The 20,719-nt window shown below is 62.4% G+C and carries 18 protein-coding genes, 2 tRNA genes, 1 pseudogene and 2 other annotated features; of the genes and pseudogenes, 13 read left to right on the top strand and 8 right to left on the bottom strand.

Annotated features, from left to right (window positions below; translation table 11 throughout):
• Positions 1 to 79 precede the first annotated feature (79 nt).
• Positions 80 to 793, top strand: coding sequence for an SDR family NAD(P)-dependent oxidoreductase (locus tag ACOOHP_RS21100; protein WP_420468437.1), 714 nt, complete (start codon positions 80 to 82; stop codon positions 791 to 793).
• Positions 794 to 1,315: 522 nt separating this feature from the next.
• Here ACOOHP_RS21100 and ACOOHP_RS21095 read toward each other — a convergent pair.
• Positions 1,316 to 2,176: a bile acid:sodium symporter family protein gene (locus ACOOHP_RS21095; RefSeq protein ID WP_420468436.1), complete on the bottom strand. Its 861-nt coding sequence runs from the start codon at positions 2,174 to 2,176 to the stop codon at positions 1,316 to 1,318.
• A gap of 215 nt (positions 2,177 to 2,391) precedes the next feature.
• Here ACOOHP_RS21095 and ACOOHP_RS21090 point away from each other — a divergent pair, with 215 nt between their 5' ends.
• On the top strand, positions 2,392 to 2,754 hold the full coding sequence (locus ACOOHP_RS21090; RefSeq protein ID WP_420468435.1) for a hypothetical protein: 363 nt from the start codon (positions 2,392 to 2,394) through the stop codon (positions 2,752 to 2,754).
• The gene (cysQ, locus tag ACOOHP_RS21085) at positions 2,751 to 3,578 is read left to right on the top strand and encodes a 3'(2'),5'-bisphosphate nucleotidase CysQ (protein WP_420468434.1); all 828 of its coding nucleotides are present in this window, start codon (positions 2,751 to 2,753) and stop codon (positions 3,576 to 3,578) included. The genes ACOOHP_RS21090 and cysQ overlap by 4 nt, the downstream gene beginning before the upstream one ends.
• Here cysQ and ACOOHP_RS21080 read toward each other — a convergent pair.
• Positions 3,575 to 4,489 (bottom strand): helix-turn-helix domain-containing protein, encoded by a 915-nt coding sequence (locus tag ACOOHP_RS21080; RefSeq protein WP_420468433.1) that lies wholly within the window; start codon positions 4,487 to 4,489, stop codon positions 3,575 to 3,577. The two genes, cysQ and ACOOHP_RS21080, sit on opposite strands and share 4 nt — an antisense overlap.
• Positions 4,490 to 4,674: 185 nt before the next feature.
• Here ACOOHP_RS21080 and ACOOHP_RS21075 point away from each other — a divergent pair, with 185 nt between their 5' ends.
• The 5 genes from ACOOHP_RS21075 (at position 4,675) to cysN (ending at position 10,845) form a co-directional block, all read left to right on the top strand.
• A complete protein-coding gene (locus ACOOHP_RS21075) occupies positions 4,675 to 5,886 on the top strand; it encodes a sulfotransferase family protein (RefSeq protein WP_420468432.1) in 1,212 nt (403 codons plus the stop codon).
• Complete coding sequence (locus tag ACOOHP_RS21070; RefSeq protein ID WP_420468431.1) at positions 5,879 to 7,078, top strand: DUF1214 domain-containing protein; 1,200 nt, start codon at positions 5,879 to 5,881, stop codon at positions 7,076 to 7,078. Before ACOOHP_RS21075 ends, ACOOHP_RS21070 begins: the two co-directional genes overlap by 8 nt.
• Positions 7,079 to 7,102: 24 nt before the next feature.
• Entirely contained in the window at positions 7,103 to 7,879 is a 777-nt protein-coding gene (locus ACOOHP_RS21065) for an SDR family NAD(P)-dependent oxidoreductase (protein WP_420468430.1), read from the top strand.
• Positions 7,880 to 7,983: 104 nt separating this feature from the next.
• Positions 7,984 to 8,922 (top strand): sulfate adenylyltransferase subunit CysD, encoded by a 939-nt coding sequence (cysD, locus tag ACOOHP_RS21060; protein ID WP_420468766.1) that lies wholly within the window; start codon positions 7,984 to 7,986, stop codon positions 8,920 to 8,922.
• On the top strand, positions 8,923 to 10,845 hold the full coding sequence (gene cysN / locus ACOOHP_RS21055) for a sulfate adenylyltransferase subunit CysN (RefSeq protein WP_420468429.1): 1,923 nt from the start codon (positions 8,923 to 8,925) through the stop codon (positions 10,843 to 10,845). It begins immediately after the preceding gene.
• Between the two features lie 167 nt (positions 10,846 to 11,012).
• Here cysN and ACOOHP_RS21050 read toward each other — a convergent pair.
• A protein-coding gene (locus ACOOHP_RS21050) for an IS3 family transposase (protein WP_420464642.1) occupies positions 11,013 to 12,238 on the bottom strand; the annotation gives its coding sequence in 2 pieces (ribosomal slippage) (positions 11,013 to 11,953 and positions 11,953 to 12,238; 1,227 coding nt in all).
• Positions 11,844 to 11,960, bottom strand: a sequence feature (AL1L pseudoknot). Its footprint overlaps the gene before it by 117 nt.
• 166 nt (positions 12,239 to 12,404) lie before the next feature.
• Positions 12,405 to 12,469, bottom strand: a tRNA-OTHER gene (locus ACOOHP_RS21045).
• A gap of 76 nt (positions 12,470 to 12,545) precedes the next feature.
• Here ACOOHP_RS21045 and ACOOHP_RS21040 point away from each other — a divergent pair.
• Positions 12,546 to 13,598, top strand: coding sequence for a site-specific integrase (locus tag ACOOHP_RS21040; protein WP_420468428.1), 1,053 nt, complete (start codon positions 12,546 to 12,548; stop codon positions 13,596 to 13,598).
• Positions 13,599 to 13,611: 13 nt separating this feature from the next.
• Positions 13,612 to 13,688 (top strand) — tRNA-Arg (locus tag ACOOHP_RS21035).
• A gap of 18 nt (positions 13,689 to 13,706) precedes the next feature.
• Here ACOOHP_RS21035 and ACOOHP_RS21030 read toward each other — a convergent pair.
• On the bottom strand, positions 13,707 to 14,294 hold the full coding sequence (locus ACOOHP_RS21030) for a hypothetical protein (RefSeq protein WP_420468427.1): 588 nt from the start codon (positions 14,292 to 14,294) through the stop codon (positions 13,707 to 13,709).
• A gap of 298 nt (positions 14,295 to 14,592) precedes the next feature.
• Entirely contained in the window at positions 14,593 to 14,871 is a 279-nt protein-coding gene (locus tag ACOOHP_RS21025; RefSeq protein WP_420468426.1) for a hypothetical protein, read from the bottom strand.
• A gap of 264 nt (positions 14,872 to 15,135) precedes the next feature.
• Between ACOOHP_RS21025 and ACOOHP_RS21020 the strand changes: the two genes are divergently transcribed.
• Positions 15,136 to 15,555, top strand: a complete 420-nt coding sequence (locus tag ACOOHP_RS21020) for a hypothetical protein (protein WP_420468425.1) — start codon at positions 15,136 to 15,138, stop codon at positions 15,553 to 15,555.
• Positions 15,556 to 15,696: 141 nt separating this feature from the next.
• On the opposite strand, the gene ACOOHP_RS21015 is transcribed toward ACOOHP_RS21020, so the two are convergent.
• Positions 15,697 to 16,551, bottom strand: coding sequence for a nucleotidyl transferase AbiEii/AbiGii toxin family protein (locus ACOOHP_RS21015; RefSeq protein WP_420468424.1), 855 nt, complete (start codon positions 16,549 to 16,551; stop codon positions 15,697 to 15,699).
• Complete coding sequence (locus tag ACOOHP_RS21010; protein ID WP_420468423.1) at positions 16,548 to 17,156, bottom strand: type IV toxin-antitoxin system AbiEi family antitoxin domain-containing protein; 609 nt, start codon at positions 17,154 to 17,156, stop codon at positions 16,548 to 16,550. Before ACOOHP_RS21010 ends, ACOOHP_RS21015 begins: the two co-directional genes overlap by 4 nt.
• A gap of 214 nt (positions 17,157 to 17,370) precedes the next feature.
• On the opposite strand from ACOOHP_RS21010, the pseudogene ACOOHP_RS21005 reads away from it, so the two are divergent.
• Both ACOOHP_RS21005 and ACOOHP_RS21000 read left to right on the top strand, forming a co-directional pair.
• Positions 17,371 to 19,440, top strand: a pseudogene (locus ACOOHP_RS21005) (class I SAM-dependent DNA methyltransferase); the annotation flags it as partial.
• Positions 19,441 to 19,489: 49 nt separating this feature from the next.
• Positions 19,490 to 20,715, top strand: a protein-coding gene (locus ACOOHP_RS21000) for an IS3 family transposase (protein WP_420468422.1) whose coding sequence is annotated in 2 segments (ribosomal slippage) — positions 19,490 to 19,775 and positions 19,775 to 20,715 — 1,227 coding nt in all. Because the reading frame shifts where the segments join, the coding sequence is not laid out codon by codon here.
• Positions 19,768 to 19,884, top strand: a sequence feature (AL1L pseudoknot). It overlaps the preceding gene by 117 nt.
• Positions 20,716 to 20,719: the final 4 nt, after the last annotated feature.

Here is a 20,719-nt window from a genome sequence, read left to right as displayed (position 1 = left end):
CGAGCAGCCCCGCGGGTAATGCCGCACAAACCGCGCGGCCCCAGGCCGCTCGCCAGGAATGCATGGCAAGGAGCAGGACATGAGCGACACCCGCAAAGTGGTGGTGGTGACCGGCGCATCGCAAGGGATCGGTGCCGGCCTCGTTGCGGGCTTTCGCCGGCTCGGTTACGCGGTGGTGGCGAACTCCCGCAACATCAAGCCGTCCGGACAGGACGACGTCGCAACCGTCGCCGGAGATATCTCGCAACGCGAGGTCGCCCAGGCGATCGTCGCGACCGCAATCGACCGCTACGGCCGGATCGATACGGTGGTCAACAACGCCGGCGTTTTCATCGGCAAACCCTTCCTCGAATACTCGCAGGAGGACTTCGAGCGAGCGTTCGCGACCAACGTGTCCGGATTCTTTCACCTGACCCAGCTGGCCATCGGCCGGATGGTCGAGCAGGGCACCGGGCACGTCGTCCAGATCACCACGACGCTGGTCGACCAGGCCATTGCCCAGGTGCCGGCGGCGATGGCCGCACTTTCCAAGGGCGGGCTCGATGCCGTGACCCGCTCCCTGGCCGTGGAATTTGCGAAGTCCGGCGTCCGTGTCAATGCGGTGGCGCCGGGCATCGTCAAGACACCGATGTTGCCGCCGGAGGCCTACGGATTTCTGGAGACACTGCAGCCCCTGGGGCGACTCGGCGAGATCCGCGATGTGGTGGAGGCCGTCCTGTATCTCGAGACCGCCCGGCACGTCACCGGCGTCACCCTCAACGTGGACGGCGGCCAGGTTGCCGGCCGGTGGTAATCGTCCAGCGGTGACGCGGTATCGCGCCGACGAAGCGGCGAGTGAACTCGGAAAGTCTTGTCGGTGTGCTTCTTCTTTCGGTGACCCGTGCAATTCGCCGGAATATCTCGGCGAAGCGGAGAGAAAAAAGTAGCGCGCCGGGAAGGGCAAAAGCGCGAACTCCTGGAGCGCCGTTGTCAAATTGACGACAAGAATATAACTATTTGTTTATGTCGTATAAACAATAGATCATCCGGGATCATCGTTACCGAGCTGTGGCCGCCTAATTGCTCTTTTCGACTGAAACTCGCCGCAGCTGATCGCGTCGCTTCCGCCACGCCGCCGCCAATCATTGGTTGATTCGGGGGTGTCGTGACGGCTGCGAAAATTCCGAGAGGCGGTCAGCCGCGACGAATTCCAAAGACGCCAGCTCGACGGCCGTGATTAGCCCAAAAACGCCGTCCGGACTCCGGGATTCGATTCCGCAAAGCGGCCAGCGGCGATTGACCGATGCGACTAAAGCCACGCATTGAATCGTGTTGGTCACGCTGGACGGCTCGTGCGGTTTACCAGTAAGCCAAATCCAACCGCGGTCACGACCATGGTGAGCCCGTAAATCATCGGTGGAATCGCCATCGTGGGATTGGCAAGCAGGAACGGCGACAGCGCGATGGTAATCGCGAGAGCGGCGTTGTGGATGCCCACCTCGAACGCAATCGCGATGGCCTGCGGCTTGCCCAGTTTCGCCACCCTCGAAATGGTGTACCCCACCACCAGACTCAAGACATTGAAGATCAGGACGACCACGCCGACGGTCGTGAGATGGGTCGTCAAGGCCTCGCGTGCCGAGACGAACACCAGCGCAAACATCAACGCCAGAACCAGTACCGATAACAGGCGAACGGGGCGATCCATCCGCGCTGCGACCGCTGGCCAGTGTCGGCGAACCACCATTCCGACGATCACCGGGATCAGAACGAGCGCGAAGACCTGAAGAATCTTCGCTGGCTGCAGCGGTACATCGCGACCCTCGCCCATGAAATACGCCAGCGAGAGATTCACCACGATCGGCAGGGTGAGCAGGGACAGCAAGGAATTCACGGCGGTCAGCGTGATATTCAGCGCCACATCGCCGTTGGACAGGTGGGAAAAGATGTTGGCGATGGACCCGCCCGGCGAGGCCGCGAGCAACATCAGGCCCACCGCGAGTTCGGGAATCAATCCGAACCCGATGGCCAGACCGAAGCAGACCGCGGGCAACAGCAGGACCTGGCAGACCAGGGCCACCACCACACTGCGTGGCTGTTCGAGCACGCGCCGGAAATCAGCCGCCGTGAGCGACAGGCCGAGCCCGAGCATGATGATGGCCAGGGCAATCGGAAGCAGTGAGTTGAGGGCGGACATCGGCCGATTGTCCGGGTAAGCGCCGAGACCCGCCACTTGAACGATTTGAAACGTCACGCAGCGAACGAAACTGATAGGCCGCGACCCGGACCCGCATGACAATCCTCGAGGGTGGCCGGTGGCAGGCGCTTAGAATCAGGCGTCGCGACCTGCGCAGCCAATGCCGACAATCAGCGGGCGCTGGTCCTCAGCGCTCAAGCAACAGGAGAAACCCCGTGGTCCGATCCCTATTTCTGGTGCTGTCCGATTCCACTTCGCCGGAGACCGACGCGGAGTTCAACCGCTGGTACTCCGAGAAACACATTCAGGATGTGGCCCGCGTGCCGGGCGTGGTGTCGGCGACGCGCTACCGCATCGAGAAGGGCGTAACCGTGCTACCCGGCGTCAATGCAGATCAACACGCGTACGTCGCGATCTACGAAATTGAAGCCAAGACGACCGAGGAATTGGAGACGTTCGCGGCGGCGCTGCGCAATGGAATCGACTCTGGCGCCGTGGACATTACCCCGACGCTCGATTTCAAGGGCGTCACCGGGAGCCTGTGCGTGCCGATCACGCCACGCGTCACCAAGGCATGAGCTCCGCTTCTGCGCGCAGCGAATTGATCGAGCCCTTGGTTGAAATCGCCCTGGCCGCCGGCCGGGCGATTCTCGAGGTGTACGCGCGCGTCGATGAGCACAGCGCCAGGATCAAGGGAGACGGCTCGCCGGTCACCGACGCCGATGCACGTGCGGAGGACATCATCCTGGCCGGGCTCGCCAAGGTCTCGCCGGGCATTCCCGTTGTCGCGGAAGAAGCCGTGGCCGCTGGACGGACACCCGAAACACGGGGCCAGCCGTTTTACCTGGTGGATCCACTCGATGGCACCAAGGAATTCCTGAGTCGTAACGGCGACTTCACCGTCAACATCGGATTGATCGAGAAAGGTCAGCCCGTAGTCGGCGTGGTCTACGCGCCCGCGATCGGCGAGCTGTATGTCGGGATCGTGGGCCACGGCGCGCGCAAAGCGAGCGTTGAGGCTGGCGTCGTTGGAGCCTGGCAGCCGATCCGGGCACGCGCGGCGGATCGGTCCGCGGTGAGCGTCATCGCCAGCCGCTCGCACCTGACGCCGGAAACCAGTGCCTTCATCGAGCGCTTTCAATGCGCAGAATTCGTGTCGGCAGGCTCATCGCTGAAATTCTGCCGAGTCGCGTGCGGCCAGGCGGATCTGTATCCGCGGCTCGCGCGCACCATGGAATGGGACACGGCCGCAGCCGATGCGGTCCTGCGCGCGGCGGGCGGCTCCGTCATCACCCTGGATGGTCAGCCGCTCGGATATGGAAAGCGTGAGCAGGCGCACGACAGCGACTTTGCGAACCCCAACTTCATCGCCTCGGGGGCGTGGGATCCGCTCAAAAGTTAGCCTTCGATGCGGGCGATCACTTCGCGGGGCGTTTCGCCGTTGATTGCCTTATAGGCCGTCGAGAAATGCGACTGGCTGCTGAAGCCGAGCTCGTAGGCGATGTCGGTCACGCGCAGGCGGCCCTCATGCAACATGGCGCGCGCCTTTTCCATGCGCCGGATCATGATGTAGCGATGCGGGGGGCAGCCGAATCGGCGAGCGAATTGCTGCGCGAACGTGGTACGCCCGATGCCGGCACGATCGGCCAGTTCATCGAGGGTCATTTTCTCTGCGAGGTTCGCGTCGATCCACGCGATCACGGCGTCGAAATTGGCACCCGCGGTCACCGACGAAGGCGCTGCGATCAAAGCCGGCAGGCGTACCGTTTCAGCGTTGCCGTCCTCGACGACGCGCGCCAGATGCCAGGTCAGGGAATCGAGGAGCTTGGCGAAGTAGCGCTGGTCATCCGGCGATGAGGTGCTTTTTGCGCGTATCAGGGTCTGCACCGTCGCCACGACGTACTCGTCGCGCAGGGCAAACAGACAATGCGGCAGGTTCAGCAACCCGGTGCCAATGCGGTCGCGCGCAACGCACGCCGACTGCGCCGGGAAATGCACCGTGGCGAAATCGACCCGGCCGTCAGTGCGGTAATGGATGGACTGCCCGCGCGGGATGAGCGTGATGTCGCCGGGGCGCGAGAACGTCTGACTCAGACCGGACTCGGTGTACACGCGAACCCGGCGCGCGCCGCCGAGGTGCACAGACAGCGTCAGCTCCTGCGTCTCGGGGATATGGACTTCCCGCGTGGTGGGCATTTGCCAGCCGTACAGACCCACACCGTCGCGGGACCGGCCCCGGCGCTCGAGCTGCGGCGTCGTATGACAGGCGTTCGCGTAGGCCTCGACGCCGCTGAGTACCGCTTCGTTTGCCATTGCTGTGTTCCTCCACCGCGGACGGAGTCTTCGCTCCGTGTGCCGCTTCAACCACCCGGTGGCGCTGCGCTCTGAACGATTCTGAACGGCGCCGGGCTGAACGGAAATGATAGTAGGCAACCATACCACCCGTGGAGACTTCTGCTGCGCCGCTCATCAGGAACGGCCACAGAGGAGGAAGAACCATGACAGAGACGATGGCGGCCGGAACGCTTCCGACGACCGTACCCGGATTGCTCGCGGCCGCGAGCGCGGCGACCGGCCTCGATGACTTCGGTGATCGGCATTTCCTGATCGGCCTGTCCAAGCTGGTCGAAGATCTGCCCGTCCATGCGCAGCTCAACGCGATCGGCGCGCAGATGGTCTACGGCGGCATCATCAACCTGCTGGTGAACCGCCTGCGTTACGTGCGGGACATCAAGCAGCACCCAGAGATCCTCCAGGAGAAGATCGTCAAGCCGATCGTGATCCTGGGCCTGCCGCGCACCGGGACCACCAAGCTGCAGCGGGTGATGTCGGCCGATCCAGAGGTGCAGCGCCTGGACTACTGGCGCCAGATCAACCCGGCCCCGTTCCCGGGAGAGGAGCCCGGCAACCCCAAGGGTCGCATCGATGCGGCGCTCGCCGTCGAGCAACTGCTCACCACGCAGTTTCCAGGCTGGATGGCGCGGCATCCGACCGAGGCGCTGGAGCCGGACGAGGAACTGCACCTGATGCAGGGCTCCTTCGAGTGCATCGTCTCTTGGCTGTTCGCGCGCTGTCCCAATTACTACCGCCACATCATGCAGTGCGACCAGCGCCCGATGTACCGGCACCTGCACGCCCAGATGCAGTACCTGCAATGGCAGGACGGGGGCGGTCGCGGTCGCCCGTGGATCATGAAGTCGCCCTGCCATACCGGGTCCGTGGACACGCTGCTGGAAATCTTTCCGGACGCCGTGCTGGTGCACTGCCACCGCGACATCCAGAAGATCCTGCCGTCCATTGCGGCCCTGATCCAGGAGGCACGCCTGATCCATAGCGACCACTGCGACCGCAAGCTGCTGGGCACCGAGATGCTCGACTACTGGGGACGTTCCGTGGATCGCTACATGCAATTCCGCGAAACGCTGCCGCCCGGCCGCATTCTCGACTTGCAGTTCGAGGAAGTGGTCAACGACGTGATCGGTTCCATCGAACGCATCTACGCACTCGCAGGTCGCACCCTGACGCCCGAAGCCGTGGCCGCGTTCCGCGAGTACGAAGCCCGCCGCCCGGATCACCACTTCGGCAGCTACACCTACTCGGCGGCGGACTACGACTACACCCCTGAGCGCATCGACGCGCGATTCGCCGCGTATCGGCAGCGCTTCATCCCCCGCACTGACAAATCGAAAAAGGAGGCCGCACATGGCTAACGATATGAAGCTCGCCCATCTCGGCTTCGCTCAGCCCGCCATCTGGCGCGAGGTGGCCAAGGTGATGCAGGAGCTGGAACAGCTGGTCTGGAACGATCCGCTGATCACCGATGACCTCACACGCGCCGAGGGCGCTCGGTATCTGACCCATCTGATCGCCGGCGCGATCCCGATGTCGATGGAGCTGTCGGATCCGCACTATCCGCAGTTCTTCCACCTGCTCTCCACCCGCATCCAGTGGGGCCTACCGGCGACCGACTGTCACTACCAGTGGGCGGCGGTACACAGCGACAACGTCTACCGGATCAGCGGCGATCGCGGAACGGCGCGGGTGTTCGACATCGAGACCCGCGAAGATCATTTCGCGCATGTGAATCGCTGGAAGCTGCACGATCGTCTGACCGAGGTGCAGGTCGACGTGGGCAATCATGTCGATATCTACCTGTCGCGCGAGCGGCCGGCGGGCGCCAAGAACTGGGTTCAGCTTACCGAGGGCTACGGCAACATCATCTTCCGCCAGTACTACTACGACTGGAACACCGAGCAACCCGCCCGCCTGAGCATCGTCAATCAGAACGCAAAGTATCCGCCGCCGCCGCTGACGCAGGATTCCGTTGCGCATCAGCTCGAACTGCTCTGCGACTGGCTACGCCAGGCGCCGGTGCGCTTCCAGCAAGTCGTCAATACCTACTACGCAGCGGCGCCGAACTCGATGGATTTCGAGGCCATCGACTTCGGCTGGAAGTCGATCCGCTACGGCAAGGGCGTCTACCAGTGCGCCAAGGACGAAGCGCTGATCCTCGAAGTGAAGCTGCCGAAGTCCTACTACTGGAGCCTGCAGCTCTGTAGCCACTTCTGGGAGGCCCGCGACTATCACCTGCGCCAGACCTCGCTGAATGGACACCAGGCGCGGATCGACGAGGACGGCCCAGACAAAGGAATCCTCCGCGCCGTCATCGCCCACGAGGATCCGGGCGTTGCGAACTGGCTCGATCCGGGTGGCCACGAGAAGGGCCTGATCTCGATGCGGTACTACGAGCCCGACTCGATCCCAGTTCCGACCATCCGTCGCGTGAAGCTCAGCGAGCTGAAATCCGCGCTGCCGGCATCGACCGCGACGGTCAGTGCCGAGGAACGTCAGACAGTGCTGCGGAATCGCGCGTGGTCCACCGCGCGGCTGGGACGCGAATAAATCAAACCAACAGGAGGAATGACCATGTCGAATATCGAGAAGCTGTTTTCCATGCGGGGCAAGACAGTGCTGGTCACCGGTGCCGGCAGCGGCATGGGTGCGCGGTTCGCGCAGGTACTCGCAGATGTCGGTGCCACGGTCGTGTGCGCGGCGCGGCGCGTGGACAAGCTTGAAGAGACGGTTGGCAAGATCAAATCGGTGGGCGGCAAGGCGATCGCGCTGAGCGTCGATGTCGGTGATTCGAAGAGCGTCGAGCAGCTTTTCGACAAGGCGGAGAAATCCGTCGGTCCGATCAACGTCCTGATCAATGCCGCAGCCCAGGTGGACTTTGGCCTGTTTCCCGACGTCGAGGATGATCGCTGGCAGAACCTGATCAACGTCAACTTCTCCGGGATCATGCGCACGTCCCGCAGCTTCTCGCGGCGTCTGATTGCCGCGGGTAAGCCGGGAACGATCGTGAACATCACCTCAATCATCGCCGAGCAGGTGATGCTCGGCGTGCCGGTCTACGGCAGCCTCAAGGCCGCGGCGAACCACTTCACCCGTTCGATGGCACGCGACATGTTCGACAAGGGCATCCGCTGCAATGCGATCGCGCCTGGCTATTTCCTGACCGACATGGTGGAAGCCTATTTCGAGACCGATGCCGGCAAGGCCGACATCGAGCGACATCCGATGAAGCGCTTAGGGCGCGTTGATGAACTCGACGGCGCGCTTCTGTTGCTGGCGAGCGACGCCTCGTCATTCATCAATGGTGCCGTGCTGAGCGTGGACGCCGGGCAAGTCATCCAGCTGCATTAACTAAGGAGTTGGTGAACGAATTCAAATATCGAACGCGAACGAAATCGGTATTCGCAGCCGCTTGAAACGCTCACCCTTCGCCTCGTACTTGCCGTCCATTCGAGATCGCCGTGACACAAGCTCAATCCTCAGCTGGTTCCAGTCAGACCCTCACCCACCTTCAACGCCTCGAAGCCGAATCGATTCACATCCTGCGCGAGGTGATTGCCGACGCTGAGAAGCCGGCGATGCTGTACTCGGTGGGCAAGGACAGCGCCGTGATGCTGCATCTGGCGCGCAAGGCGTTCTATCCGGCGCCGCCGCCGTTCCCGCTGCTGCACGTGGACACCACCTGGAAGTTCCAGGCCATGTACGCGCTGCGCGACCAGATGGCGCGCGAGTCGGGCATGGAGTTGCTCGTCTACCAGAACCCCGAGGCCAAGGCCAAGGGCATCAACCCCTTCGACCACGGCTCCCTGCACACCGACCTGTGGAAGACCGAGGGGCTCAAGCAGGCGCTGGACCTGCACAAGTTCGACGTGGCCTTCGGCGGCGCCCGGCGTGACGAGGAAAAATCCCGCGCCAAGGAACGCATCTTCTCGTTCCGCTCCGCCAGCCATCGCTGGGACGGCAAGAACCAGCGGCCCGAGCTGTGGAACCTCTACAACGCCAGGAAGGCCAAGGGCGAGTCGATCCGCGTGTTCCCGATCTCCAACTGGACCGAGCTCGACATCTGGCAGTACATCCACCTGGAGAACATCCCCATCGTGCCGCTGTACATGGCCGCAAAGCGGCCCACGGTGGAGCGTGATGGGTTGATCCTGATGGTCGACGACGAACGCTTCCGCCTGAACCCGGGTGAGACGCCCGTGATGCGCTCGATCCGCTTCCGCACCCTGGGCTGCTACCCCCTGACCGGTGCCGTCGAGAGCACCGCCGACACCTTGCCGCGCGTCATCCAGGAAATGCTGCTCACGACGACCTCGGAGCGCCAGGGCAGAGCCATCGACAGGGATGCCGGCAGCGCGAGCATGGAGAAGAAAAAGCAGGAGGGGTATTTCTAAATGAACACTTCAACGACGACCCCGGACCCGATCTACGTCACCGACGAGCTGATCGCGAAAGACATCGACGCCTATCTCGTCCGTCACCAGCACAAGAGCCTGCTGCGCTTCATCACCTGCGGCTCGGTGGACGACGGCAAGTCCACCCTGATCGGCCGGCTGCTGTACGACTCCAAGATGATCTTCGAGGACCAGCTCGCCGCGCTGGAGGCCGACTCCAAGAAGGTCGGTACCCAGGGCCAGGAGATCGACTTCGCGCTGCTGGTCGATGGTCTGGCCGCCGAGCGCGAGCAGGGCATCACCATTGATGTGGCCTACCGGTTCTTCTCCACGGAAAAGCGCAAGTTCATCGTCGCCGACACCCCCGGCCACGAGCAGTACACCCGCAACATGGTCACCGGGGCCTCCACCGCGGACCTGGCGATCATCCTGATCGATGCCAGAAAGGGGGTTCTCACCCAGACCCGGAGACACAGCTACCTCGCGCACCTGATCGGCATTCGCAATCTGGTGCTGGCCGTGAACAAGATGGACCTGATCGGCTACGACCGGGCCAAGTACGAACAGATCGTTGAGGACTACCGCAGCTTCGCCAAGAGCATCGGCATTACGGACTTCACGCCCATGCCGATCTCCGGCTTCAAGGGCGACAACATCACGGCCAACTCGCCGAACATGCCCTGGTACACCGGTGCGCCGCTGATGGCGCACCTGGAGACGGTGGAGCTGGACACCACGCTGGACCAGGCCAAGCCCTTCCGCTTGCCCGTGCAGTGGGTCAATCGCCCGAACCTGGACTTCCGCGGCTTCTCCGGCCTGATCGCCAGCGGCTCGATCAAACCCGGCGATGCCATCCGCGTGCTGCCCAGCGGCAAGACCAGTACGGTCAGCCGCATCGCGACCTTCGACGGCGATCTGGAGCAGGCCGTGGCCGGGCAGTCCATCACCCTGTGCCTGGCCGACGAGATCGACTGCTCGCGCGGCGACGTGATCACCCAGGCCGAACAACCGACGCAGGTCGCCGACCAGTTCGAGTCCACCCTGGTGTGGATGAGCGACGAGGCGCTGGTGCCCGGCCGGCCGTACTGGCTCAAGATCGGCACCCAGACCGTGACGGCGCGCGTGCAGCCGCCCGAGTACCAGATCAACGTCAACACCCTCGAACACCTCGCCGCCAAGACCCTGGAGCTCAATGCCATCGGCGTGGCCAAGCTCACCACCGAGCGTGCGATCCCCTTCGAGCCCTACGCCGACAATCACACGCTCGGCGGTTTCATCCTGATCGACAAGTTCAGCAACGCCACCGTCGCCGCCGGCATGCTGAACTTCTCCCTGCGCCGTGCCCAGAACGTGCACTGGCAGGCGCTGGACGTCACCCGGGAGTCTCGTGCCGAACTCAAGCAGCAGAAGCCGGCGGTGCTGTGGTTCACCGGCCTGAGCGGCTCCGGCAAGTCCACCATCGCCAACCTGGTCGAGAAGAAGCTGGCACACCTCGGCAAGCACACCTTCCTGCTCGACGGCGACAACATCCGCCACGGTCTGAACAAGGATCTGGGCTTCACGCAGGCGGACCGCATCGAGAATATCCGCCGTATCGGCGAGGTGGCCAAGCTGATGACCGACGCCGGGCTGATCGTGCTCACGGCCTTTATCTCGCCGTTCCGCGCGGAGCGCGAGCTGGTGCGCGGCATGCTGCCGGAGGGCGAATTCATCGAGATCCATGTCGACACCCCGCTGGCCGAGGCCGAGAAGCGCGACGTGAAGGGTCTCTACAAGAAGGCACGCACCGGCCAGTTGCCGAACTTCACCGGCATCGATTCGCCTTACGAGACACCCGAGTCACCGGAGATTCACATCGACACCACCGCGATGAGCGCGGAACAGGCCGCAGATCTCGTCGTGTCGCGCTTGCTTGAGCGATAAGGAGCGCAAGGATGTCGTGCGATCCGAATCTTCGGGCTTCGCAACCGATACTGGTCCGATAACGGGGGCGTGGTCAGCGATCTGTACCGATAACTGACCAGCCCACAGCGAGCGGCAAGTTACTGGCCTGAACCGCCCCGGTTTTCCCGGAGGCTCGTTGTTGTGAGTCACGCCGCGAGGGCGAGACTCGGGATTTGTGAATAGTAGGCAGCTTCTGCTTCGGCGGGTGGGATGTCGCCAAGCGGTTCCATCAGTCGGCGATTGTTGTACCAGTCCACCCACTGCAGCGTGGCCCACTCGACGTCTTCGCGGCGTTGCCAGGAAGGCCGCCGGTGAATCACCTCGGCCTTGTACAAGCCGTTGATGGTCTCGGCCAGCGCGTTGTCGTAGGAATCGCCCACACTGCCCACGGAAGGTTCGAGACCCGCGTCGGCAAGACGCTCGGTGTAGCGGATCGACACGTACTGGACACCTCTGTCGCTGTGATGCACCAGCCGATCCGGGCCGACCGGTTTGCGCTCATGCAGCGCCTGCTCCAGCGCGTCGAGCACCAGGTCGGTCCGCGCCGAGGACGAAGCCCGCCAGCCGACGATGCGCCGGGCGAAGACGTCGATGACGAAGGCGACGTAGACGAAGCCCTGCCAGGTCGACACGTAGGTGAAGTCCGAGACCCACAGCTTGTTCGGCCGATCCGCCTTGAAGTGACGACGGACATGATCCAGCGGGCAAGGTGCGTTGGCATCACTCACCGTCGTGCGCACCGACTTGCCGCGGATGACGCCACGCAAGCCCAGGCGCTTCATCAGGCGCGCCACCGTGCAGCGGGCCAGATCAAAGCCTTCGCGCCGCAGTTGCCGCCACACCTTGCGCACGCCGTAGACCTGGAAGTTTTCGTTCCAGACCCGTTCGATCTCCGGCACCAGCGCTCGATCTCGCTGGTCCCTCGTAGAACGGCGCTGTGGGTCGGCCTCGCGAGCCGCATGGGCGTAGTACGTCGACGGGGCAATCGGCAGCACCTTGCAGATCGGCTCGACCCCGTGGACCGAGCGATGCTCGTCGATGAACGCCTTCATCGTTTGAACGGGCGGTCGAGCTCCGCCTGCGCAAAATACGCTGACGCCTTGCGCAGGATTTCGTTGGCTTGGCGCAGCTCGCGATTCTCGCGCTCCAGCGCCTTGATGCGCTCGCCCTCGGCCGTGGTCAGGCCGGGCCGCACGCCGGCGTCACGCTCGCCCTGGCGCACCCAGCGCCGCAGCGTCTCGGCCGTACAACCAATCTTGGCGGCAATCGATTCGATCGCCGCCCACTGCGAGGTGTGCTGCGCCGCGTGCTCCGCCACCATCCGGACCGCGCGCTCCTGCACTTCCGGGGAATACTTCGATGCTCTGGTCATGGCTCCATTCTCTCAAGTGAGGGAGCCTCCGAGATTCCCGGGGCGGTTCAGGCCCGACAGCGGCGGCTTCTATGCTTCCGCTCCTCGCACGCCGCCGCCCCCGAGTTGGCATTTTTGTTCTGCGCGACCTCTCGAAAAAACCAAGCAGATCAAGCAGAACAAAGAGTGGTGCGCCTGGAGGGAATCGAACCCCCGACCCGCAACTTAGAAGGCTGCTGGCCTATCAGGCGCTTCTATATGATAACGTTGTGTTTTCTTGAAGTGCGAAACTCTCTATACGCACTCCATCCGCAGCGAGTATCGACCTATGGCCTCCATCCGTAAGCGCGTGCTTCCCTCAGGAAAGGTCCGCTACGACGTGACCGTAACCAAGCGAGGCGCACCGCGACTGTACCAGTCGTTCGACGTGAAGAACCACGCTATGACCTGGGCTCGCGAGACGGAGCGGGACATCGAGCGAGGTGCTTGGCGAGGCACGGCGATGGCCGAGAACACAACTCTTGGCCAGCTCCTTGAAAGGTACTCAACTGAAGTGGCTCCGACGAAAAAGTCGGCCCGCGACCTCCAGAATCGAGCACGGCGGGTCCTCAAGCACGACATTGCCAAGCTACCTTTGATTTCGGTATCTCCCGAACATCTTGCGCAGTTCCGCGACCTGCGGCTGAAAAGTACGGTGCGGCTGGGTGGTCCAAAGGGCAAGACCACGCGACAGATCTCTGGTCAGACGGTCCGGCACGACCTTGCGCTGATTCGAGCGGCGATCCGACACGCTCTTCGCGAATGGGGGCTAGTGCTTCCAGGCGGTGACCCGGTCCAGCATGTCCGCCTACCCCCGCAAAGTAAGGGGCGGGAGCGAAGGACCGAGGGTGACGAGTTCGAACGCATCCTGGCGGGCGCCCGCAGCTCGAAATCGCCGAAGCTGGCCGCCGCAATCGAGTTCTCCGTCGAAACGACGATGCGCCGCGCCGAAGTCTGCAATCTGAGGTGGAAGGACATCAACTTCGAGCGGAGGATTGCCCGGTGTCGCGACACGAAGAACGGTGATCCTCGCGACGCCCCTCTCTCGGCCAGAGCCACCGCTGTGTTGCAATCACTCCCAAGGCGTGACGGGGACCACGAAGAGCTGATCTTTGGAATGAAGCCCGGCAGCTACACGCAAGCGTTCAACCGCGTGATTGATCGGCTCGGCCTTCACGACCTGCGGCTGCATGACCTTCGCCATGAAGGCACCTCCAGGATCGCGAAGAAGCTCAACGGCAACACCATGGCGCTCGCCAAGGTAACGGGGCACAAGACCCTTTCAATGCTGCAGCGTTATACCCACCTCCGTGCGGAGGACGTAGCGACACTGCTGGACTAAACTGTAGGGCTACGCGCCCGTAGCTCAGCTGGATAGAGCAATCGCCTTCTAAGCGATCGGCCGGGGGTTCGAGTCCCTCCGGGCGCGCCAATTCTCTGCCTACAGCGTTCAGTAGTTGCCGTCCATAGCCGGTGGCAGCTTCGCCCCGGCTGCTACCGCCTCAGCTATGGCCTGTCGCGCCTCTTTCGCAGCTCGTTTGTACTTTTCGGCGTCTGCGCCTGCTGAGTTCGCCTTCGTCTCCGCGTGCCGAACGATTCTCGACAGGTTCAGTAGCTCGAACTGCATCAGGTCATTTTGGAAGAGTGCCTCCCAGTAGTCACTCTCAGCTTCGCTTTTGGCGCCGGCTTTAAGCGCAAGGAAAGCGCCAAGTCGCGGATAAAAGCCAAGGTACTCGCTGATCTGAGCTGCTCGGTACGGCGACATCTTCTCCTTCCCGGACTTCACTCGGCCCATCGCGCCGACGCTCCAGTTCAATTCACGTCCGAGCGCACGTACGCCGCCAACCGCACTGGCCTCTCTTCGCCAATCGAGTGGTCCGCCGCATCCCGCTCCACCATCGACGTCGATGACGTCGCAAAACATGGCGTCTTCGACGAAACGTGAGATTCGCGTGATCAGCGGCGCCACATTGCCGTAGTTGAAGGCGTTTCTCTCGTATCCGCCCCTTCCTGGAGCGATCGCGTGGCTGTCGGCCACCAAGGCTCCTAGCGCTCGCATCGGCGGCCACTCTGCTGCTATCGGAGGTGTATTCGATCGAAGATCGTTGATGATCTGTTGAGCCTGCGTGACTCGATCAGACCGACAGTCGTCAAAAAGCGACGCTTGAGTGTCTGCCTGCAGACCAACACCACCAGAGCCAGGAAACCACTTAACCTTGTTAAGGTGATCGAGAGCGAAGGTAAGCGCTGGACGTTGGGTTTTGTCGCTTGGCAGCAGAAGGCGCTGCAACCCTAGACGCCCCAGAGAATAGTAGGGGATTCGAAAGCAGCCTTCCTCATGCCCACCGATGTGCGTGACCTTCACTATCTAGCAGATCAGCGGCATGTGCGGCAGCAGAAATGAAGCCTTGATCAAGCAACCACTTCGCATCATCTGGCGACTCGCTCAAGAAGTCGATCCAAAGCTGCTGCATCGTCTTTCCGCCCGCTGAGCACGAGGCCCCCGCGCCAAGCAAGACTCCGACGTTCTCCAAACGAAGCAGCGAGGCTAGGTAGGCCTTGAGCTGAACTTCATCGGTGATGCTCGTTCCGCCTCGATATGCAACAACGGCCATTAGATTCTCCCGCGCATCGTCTTGTATACGGTGACCCCACAAGAACGTAAACACTCGTGCTGGTGTCGATGATGCAAGCCCTCCGCTGGCTGCGGAGGGATGAAAGCATCACACCTGACGCAACGGTGTGTTGGCTCCCCGCCAGCGCCCATTCCCTTGTTCCTGCGAAAATTATCGGCAGGTGTACTTTTTGGTACCACCTGCCAGCATCCCTTATGCCTCAATGGCTTGCATATGTCGATCCACAAGCCAACCGAGGCCCCGATGACCACCAGGAATACGCCGCCAAAGTACCTAAGAATGCACCTCCACCTCGACGAGAACACGGCTCGCCAGGTCCGCGTCCAGGCGCACCGATGGGGGTTGAACGACACCCAGACGGTCAAGCAGTTGATCAGGCTCGGGCTGGACGCCTCGCGTGATAACGCAGGAGGGAGTACCGCCGTAGCCGAGCTTTCGGCGGGCCTTGATCGCATCGCCCGGCAGCTTCAGATCGCGCTGCTTGAGAACATGCAGTTGACCCGTGAGTGCTACCGGGCACTGCACCCGAAACTTTCCGATGAGCAGCGCATGGAACGCTACAAGGCGATGCGCAAGGCAACCTTGGAAACCCTCCAGAAGCGGCAGAACGCGAGCGAATCGGCGCCTGCTTCACCGGCGGAAGGTGCGACTTCTCCGCAATGATTCAGGGTAGTAGATGCCTACCCATCAAGGCGCGCAGCGGTTGCGGCATCCGTATGGCGAACACGGAAACGAAGGTCTTCAGACTCGTCAGGCCTGTGCGTCGGGTGAGCGCATCGGCACGCCTGGTGGCCGGTCCACAGCCTAGCTTTCGGCCCAGATTAGCTGCCAGAACTCGCGCAGATGCAGGACGATTTCATCCAGCGTCGGGGCATTCAGGCTGTTGCGGGATACGAAGGCGCGCCACTGAATCTGCTTCTCTTTGCTGGCGGGAAACTCGTCTGACAGGCCGACCGGAAGGGTGCCCGCAAGCTGCGTTCCCCTGCGCTTGAAAGTGGCCTGCAAAGCCTGCCGAAGCTCGCCGAGTGGCGGCTCCGAATGCCGTGACAGGACCCACAGATCGAAGAAGTCTTTCATGCGGCTGTTGCCCATGCCCAGGGACGTAATGGCCTCGAACTTCTCGGCAATCACAGTGGCACGCGGATACGTCCGGAGTCTCGGTGCCGGCAGTTCATCCAGCATCACCGGGTACTCCGTGTCCTCCGGATCTGGGGTCACGGCATCACCAAAGCCGATGTCTGCTTGTACCGGAATCCTCGCGCCTGAAAGGGTGCCGATTAGGGTCACTCGGATGCCAGCGTAGTTCGCTTCTTTGCGAATTTCGGCCGCCCTGACGGTGAATGGATCGAACACGATCCCATCCTCGACGGGGATGGTGACGACTTCGCGAAAGACGTTCTCCAGCGACGAAATGTCCGCCGGTCCGGAGCCCAGAAAGTCCACGTCGCGCGTCGGACGGTGGGGCTCATCGAACCACAGATCGAACAGCAAAGCACCCTTCAGCAGGAACTGCTCGCGGTACCCGGAAACGCTCAGGCGGTACAGCAGGCGCTCCAATGCAAAGCGCGTCAGGACTAGATTGAACTCGGCATTCTGAGCTTTGGCACGATTCAGAAGCCGCGCACGAACCGAGGCGCCAAGGTTGGCTTTGGGCGTCATGATTCGATGCTTTCCAGGTACGGACGCATCACATTCGACACACGGCAGAGCTTGGCGTACTGCCACTGCTCGTCGCTAGTCGCGCGCCGCTCGCGGCGGCATTCACGCAGCGCTTCGAGCGCAACATCGAGTCCGATCTTGTTCCGGTACTTGAAGCAGTCCGCAACCGTTTTCGCGACGGAATAGACCCGGACGATGACGCCATCGACGGCATGTTCTTCGATGCCTTCCGTCAGCGCGGCACCGGAGAATCGGACCACTCTGAGCGGGGGGTAATCGACCTTCGGAGCGCGGGCTTTGTTAGAGATCGCCAGCCATAGTTCGTGGGGCGATTGGGTGGTCAGGCGATGAAAGTTCAGCGCTGTCAGCAGGCAGAAGACGCCGTTGGGCGCACGAACGGCAATCTCCGCGAGCTGCTGGTGTTCCGACTGCTGGTAGTCCGGAAGCGCGTATAGCCCTCGGCCAACCTTGATGAGCTTGCCTGCGTGGACCAGTCTTGAGAGCGTTGCTCGCGGCGCGTTCGCCGGCACAAGGTCGCGAGAGCGTACGATGCCTCGTCGCTTGGCCAGATCCAGCACAGACCGCTGGGTGCTCTTTTGCTCCATGCGAGGATGGTACATAATGTCGGTATAACTACACAAGTACCGACGATATGTATCAACCCGCAGGCCACCAAAGCGACCAAGACTCCCCGCTCAGGGCATCTACAGCAGACGCCAGGAGTCGAAAGTTCACGGCGCCGGAGCCTGCCAAGATTCACATGCCACATCATTTGCCCAGAAGACGAACTCAGTCGAAGCCTACCGGGGGAGCACGACATTGAACGCCGTTGAGATCGAACAGGCGATCACCGACCTCGCGGAGCAGCCCTTTGACCCCGCAGAGTTCCCCTATGCCTTCCTTGAAGCGTTCGGCAACAAGGCGACGACCATTAAGCGCCTACGCGCGGGAGCGTCGAACAAGTCCGACCTCGGCGGTGTTCTCCAGACCAGCAACATCCACATCCTGACCTGCGACGCAGGGCGGGTGACCCAGACCCTGGCCGCCCTCAAGGCCAGCGCGGCGACGGCCAAGGCCAAGGCGAAGTTTGTCCTCGCCACGGACGGCGTGGACTTCGAGGCTGAAGACCTGACCAGCGGCGAGACCGTCGCCTGTGCATTCAAGGATTTTCCCGACCACTTCGGCTTCTTCCTGCCTTTGGCGGGTATCAGCACCGTCCGCCAGATCAGCGAAAACGCCTTCGACATCCGGGCCACCAGCCGCCTGAACCGCTTGTACGTCGAACTGCTGAAAGACAATCGGGAATGGGGCACGGCAGAGCGGCGCCATGACATGAACAAGTTCATGGCGCGCTTGATCTTCTGCTTCTTCGCGGAGGACACCGACATCTTTGTCGGCGCATTCACTGACACCGTCGCTCAGATGAGTGCCAGTGACTCGTCGAACACGCACGAGGTCATCGCGACGCTGTTCCGCGCCATGAACACCAAGCGCGAAGAGCGCGCCGTCGCTGGGATTCCTCGCTGGGCGACCGATTTCCCCTACGTAAACGGACAGTTGTTCTCCGGCAGCGACGAAGTGCCACGATTCAGCAAGATCGCCCGCTCCTACCTGCTGCACGTCGGCGGGTTGGACTGGACGAAGATCAATCCGGATATCTTCGGCTCGATGATCCAGGCCGTTGCCGAGGACGAGGAGCGCGGCGAGCTGGGGATGCACTACACCAGCGTCCCCAACATTCTGAAGGTGCTGAACCCGCTGTTCCTCGATGACCTGCGGGAGAAGCTGGAGGAAGCGGGCGAAAACGCACGCACGCTGCTCAACCTGCGCAAGCGCATCGCCAAGATCAGAGTCTTCGACCCGGCCTGCGGTTCTGGCAACTTCCTGGTCATCGCCTACAAGGAAATGCGCGCCATCGAGGCCGAGATCAATCAGCGGCGCGGCGAGCCGGATCGAGCATCAGAAATCCCGGTCACCAATTTTCGCGGGATCGAGCTGCGTGATTTCCCGGCGGAGATCGCCCGTCTTGCGCTGGTCATAGCCGAGTACCAATGCGACGTGCTCTATCGGGGGCAGAAGCTGGCCTTGGCCGAGTTCCTGCCGCTACGCAACGAGAATTGGATCACGTGTCACAACGCGCTGCGAATCGACTGGTTGAGCATTTGCCCGCCAACCGGCACCGGCGTGAAGGTGAAGGCCGATGACTTGTTCGGTTCTCCGCTCGATCAGGCAGAGATCGACTTCGAGAACGAGGGAGGCGAGACGTACATCTGCGGGAATCCACCGTACCTGGGCAGCAAATGGCAGAGTGCCGCACAGAAAGCTGATCTTGGTGCCTTGTTCGATGGGCGCGTGAAAAACTGGAAGTCGCTCGACTATGTGGCCGGTTGGTTCTTGAAGGCGGCAGATTACGGGACCCACACGCCTTCATCTGCTGCGTTCGTTGCCACCAACTCCATTTGCCAAGGCCAGCAGGTGCCGACGCTTTGGCCGGAGATATTCGTTACAGGCAATGTCATCGTCTTTGCGCACACCTCGTTCAAATGGGCCAATCTGGCCAGCCACAATGCCGGCGTGACCGTGGTCATCGTGGGCATTTCCGCCATGCCCGGCCCCACCCGCCGTTTGTATTCCATTTGGGACGGTAGTCACGAATCGGTCGAGTGCAAGCAGGTGGACAACATCAATGCCTACCTCGTCGCCGCGCCGAACATCGAAGTGCAACCCGCAGCCAGGCCGCAGAACGGTTTGACGCCGATGCAGTTCGGCAACCATCCCTACTACGGGGCGGCGCTGATTCTCTCAAACGACGAGGCAGGGCATCTTGTTGCCGGATCGCCGGAAGCTGCCCGCTTCGTCCGGCCCTTCTATGGCTCAAAAGAGTTCATTGAACCGCCCCGGGAATCTCGGAGGCTCCCTCACTTGAGAGAATGGAGCCATGACCAGAGCATCGAAGTATTCCCCGGAAGTGCAGGAGCGCGCGGTCCGGATGGTGGCGGAGCACGCGGCGCAGCACACCTCGCAGTGGGCAGCGATTGAATCGATTGCCGCCAAGATTGGTTGTACGGCCGAGACGCTGCGGCGCTGGGTGCGCCAGGGCGAGCGTGACGCCGGCGTGCGGCCCGGCCTGACCACGGCCGAGGGCGAGCGCATCAAGGCGCTGGAGCGCGAGAATCGCGAGCTGCGCCAAGCCAACGAAATCCTGCGCAAGGCGTCAGCGTATTTTGCGCAGGCGGAGCTCGACCGCCCGTTCAAACGATGAAGGCGTTCATCGACGAGCATCGCTCGGTCCACGGGGTCGAGCCGATCTGCAAGGTGCTGCCGATTGCCCCGTCGACGTACTACGCCCATGCGGCTCGCGAGGCCGACCCACAGCGCCGTTCTACGAGGGACCAGCGAGATCGAGCGCTGGTGCCGGAGATCGAACGGGTCTGGAACGAAAACTTCCAGGTCTACGGCGTGCGCAAGGTGTGGCGGCAACTGCGGCGCGAAGGCTTTGATCTGGCCCGCTGCACGGTGGCGCGCCTGATGAAGCGCCTGGGCTTGCGTGGCGTCATCCGCGGCAAGTCGGTGCGCACGACGGTGAGTGATGCCAACGCACCTTGCCCGCTGGATCATGTCCGTCGTCACTTCAAGGCGGATCGGCCGAACAAGCTGTGGGTCTCGGACTTCACCTACGTGTCGACCTGGCAGGGCTTCGTCTACGTCGCCTTCGTCATCGACGTCTTCGCCCGGCGCATCGTCGGCTGGCGGGCTTCGTCCTCGGCGCGGACCGACCTGGTGCTCGACGCGCTGGAGCAGGCGCTGCATGAGCGCAAACCGGTCGGCCCGGATCGGCTGGTGCATCACAGCGACAGAGGTGTCCAGTACGTGTCGATCCGCTACACCGAGCGTCTTGCCGACGCGGGTCTCGAACCTTCCGTGGGCAGTGTGGGCGATTCCTACGACAACGCGCTGGCCGAGACCATCAACGGCTTGTACAAGGCCGAGGTGATTCACCGGCGGCCTTCCTGGCAACGCCGCGAAGACGTCGAGTGGGCCACGCTGCAGTGGGTGGACTGGTACAACAATCGCCGACTGATGGAACCGCTTGGCAACATCCCACCCGCCGAAGCAGAAGCTGCCTACTATTCACAAATCCCGAGTCTCGCCCTCGCGGCGTGACTCA

Origin of the sequence: Panacagrimonas sp. (assembly GCF_965216805.1) — a bacterium.
Taxonomy (GTDB): domain Bacteria; phylum Pseudomonadota; class Gammaproteobacteria; order Nevskiales; family Nevskiaceae; genus Panacagrimonas.
This window is presented reverse-complemented; position numbering and strand designations above follow the sequence as displayed.